Annotated in this window: 3 protein-coding genes; 1 reads left to right on the forward strand and 2 read right to left on the reverse strand. The window is 37.7% G+C overall.

The features are described from left to right. Positions 1-212: 212 nt before the first annotated feature. The gene (locus C3420_RS16645; protein WP_004282101.1) at positions 213-2,090 is read left to right on the forward strand and encodes a potassium transporter Kup; all 1,878 of its coding nucleotides are present in this window, start codon (positions 213-215) and stop codon (positions 2,088-2,090) included. Positions 2,091-2,156: 66 nt separating this feature from the next. On the opposite strand, the gene C3420_RS16650 is transcribed toward C3420_RS16645, so the two are convergent. Both C3420_RS16650 and C3420_RS16655 read right to left on the reverse strand, forming a co-directional pair. Continuing rightward, positions 2,157-2,354: a hypothetical protein gene (locus C3420_RS16650; protein WP_004282105.1), complete on the reverse strand. Its 198-nt coding sequence runs from the start codon at positions 2,352-2,354 to the stop codon at positions 2,157-2,159. Between the two features lie 216 nt (positions 2,355-2,570). After that, positions 2,571-2,873, reverse strand: coding sequence for a helix-turn-helix domain-containing protein (locus C3420_RS16655; RefSeq protein WP_001140620.1), 303 nt, complete (start codon positions 2,871-2,873; stop codon positions 2,571-2,573). Between the last annotated feature and the right edge of the window lie 19 nt (positions 2,874-2,892).

The following is a 2,892-nucleotide window of genomic DNA, read 5'->3' on the forward strand; positions in this document are numbered from 1 at the left end:
TGTATTATGTTAATTTTAGAAAAAACTTAAAATTATCTATTAAAGAATCATATATTTTTGGATTACTTATAAGTGAAATAGCACCTATATAGTGCAGGCTTAGCTAGAAAAACTATAACACTCTAAGAAAGTATGGGTTTTTATGTACAAGGCAATTTCATAAGAAGCCAGATGATAAAATTCGAGGCTCCCCAATTTTGTAAATCAAATATATGCAAAATAATGTGAGTAAGCCGGCAGTACCAGCATTAACACTGGCTGCACTAGGAGTAGTATTCGGCGATATAGGAACGAGTCCATTATATGCATTAAAAGAAAGCTTTCATGCGACACGCGGGCTACCTATTAATGAACTTAATATCCTGGGAATTCTCTCTTTAATCTTTTGGACCATTACCTTAATTGTTTCGCTTAAATATGTTTTGGTGATCATGAGAGCTGATAACAATGGTGAAGGGGGTATCATGGCATTACTCGCCTTAAACCTTAGGCAAAAAGGATTGTCCCGTGGAAAAAGACTGGCAATCATTATCTTAGGTTTCATTGGAGCATCCTTATTCTTCGGTGACGGTATCATCACCCCTGCTATTTCTGTTTTATCTGCAGTTGAGGGACTTTCTGTTGCTGCCCCGTCATTTGATCGCTTCATTATTCCAATCAGTATTGGAATTCTTATAGCTCTCTTTGCCGTTCAAAAACATGGGACTGCAATGATGGGGAAGTTTTTTGGTCCTATTACCCTGTTATGGTTCCTATCTATTGGTGCCATTGGCATTATGAGTATTATTCAAAGTCCATTTGTTCTTGCATTATTCAGCCCACACTGGGCTTTTTTATTCGTTATTAACAATCCTCTTATTTCATTTTTTGTAATGGGAGCTGTGGTTTTAACAGTAACAGGTGGTGAAGCCTTATATGCGGATATGGGACATTTTGGTATTTTACCGATCAAGTTAGGCTGGTTTTTAATTGTACTGCCATGTCTGATGCTGAATTATGCTGGACAAGGAGCGTTACTGTTAAGAGATCCTTCGGCTATCACCAATCCTTTTTACCTGCTTCTGCCTTCAGCCCTTCTATATCCTATGATTATTCTGGCTACTGCAGCTGCAGTGATTGCCTCACAGGCTTTAATCAGTGGGGTATTCTCTATGGCTAAACAGGCAATACAGTTGGGATATCTACCTAGGCTTACAGTTTTACATACCTCCGCTTCGGAAATTGGACAAATTTATATTCCATTACTGAACTGGCTCCTGTTTATCTCTATCACCATCTTGATCTTAATATTTGAAAGTAGCAGCAAGTTGGCAGGTGCTTATGGTCTGGCCGTCACTGTGACCATGTTCTGTGACACACTGTTAGTAGCTTTTCTGGCTTATAGTTACTGGAAATGGAAAACATGGAAAGTCTTACTGTTCATTATTCCATTCGCCTTTATTGATCTGGTTTTGCTGAGTTCAAACCTATTAAAAGTCCTGATTGGAGGCTGGGTACCAGTCGTTATTGCGGTTATTGTTTTTACCCTCATGATGACCTGGAAAAAAGGCAGAGAGATTCTTCAGGACAAACTGCAGAAGGACACGCTTCCACTGAATGTGTTTCTTGAGCACCTTGAACAGACAGGTCAGAAAGTGAGTGGAAATGCCGTATTTTTAACTGGAACGCCTCAAGTCGTACCCCATGCGCTTTTACATAATTTAAAGCATAATAAAGTTCTGCATGAACGTAATTTTTTGGTGACAATCAAGACTTCTGAAATCCCGTATGTTGATGAAGCTAAGCGAATCGTTACTGAAGTACTAGAGAATGGTTTTTTCAGAATAACGATCCATTATGGATTTAAAGAAGAGCCTAATGTGCCTCATTCATTGAAACAAGCTTTTTCAGTACTGGATCTTGAGTATGACTTAATGAATATCAGCTTCTTTGTTTCTAGAGAAAGATTAATTCCAAGTCTGTCCAGCAAGATGTCTACATGGCGTGAAAAGTTATTTGTCGCAATGCAAAAAAATACCAGCCCTGTCAGTGATTTTTATAAAATCCCTTCTAACCGGGTGGTAGAGCTAGGTAGTCAGATTGAAATTTAAGAATTTCTAAAATGAATAGGCACCTTTAAATAAGGGTGCCTATCTGATCAGAATAAATCTTTTACTTTAATTTTCCAATAGTTGACCAATCTCTAAAGCTGAATAACCACGTTCTTTAAAGATCAAAATAATTGCTTTTTTATAATCTTCAGAAGTAGAGGTCTTATATTTTGTTATAAGTTGAATTTCAGAATTAAGCTGAAGGTCATTTTTTATCGTCAACACTTCCGTAGAGACTTTATTAAAAATCTTGAAATTAAACATACAGGCGCTCTTTATCAATATTATAGCGGCCCGACTACAACAAATACCTGCCTTAGCTCAGCTAGACACCCTTGGCTGCAAGGATTACAAATTAGACAAGATTCTGCAAGTTTTGCTCCATTGAAAGTATGAATATTCAACTAAAGAAGGTTCCATTTAACATAATGGCGGTTATACGCATATAAAAATGGGAGTCTTTAGCTCCCATTTTTATTGTTAAACATTGAATCCTATATGTTTTCCTGTTGGAAGCTCTACATCAATACGGAGCTTCCCGCCCATTGCCTCAACATACTTTTTCATGGTTGAAATCTTAAGATCATTGCCACGATTTTCTATTGCTGAAAGCGATGGCTGTTTTATTCCCAAAGTTTCAGCAAGCTCCTTTTGAGAGATTTCGAGTTCTTCACGAATAAGATGAAGCTGATTTTCTAGCAGTAATTCATCTGCCATTTTTTGAATACGGGCTTGGCTCTCTGGAGAGCGGCTAGCTAACAATTCTTGCAGAGTCTTAGCCATTAGATTTATCTCCTAGGGT

The organism is Acinetobacter sp. ACNIH3 (genome assembly GCF_002918965.1).
Taxonomy (GTDB): domain Bacteria; phylum Pseudomonadota; class Gammaproteobacteria; order Pseudomonadales; family Moraxellaceae; genus Acinetobacter; species Acinetobacter schindleri.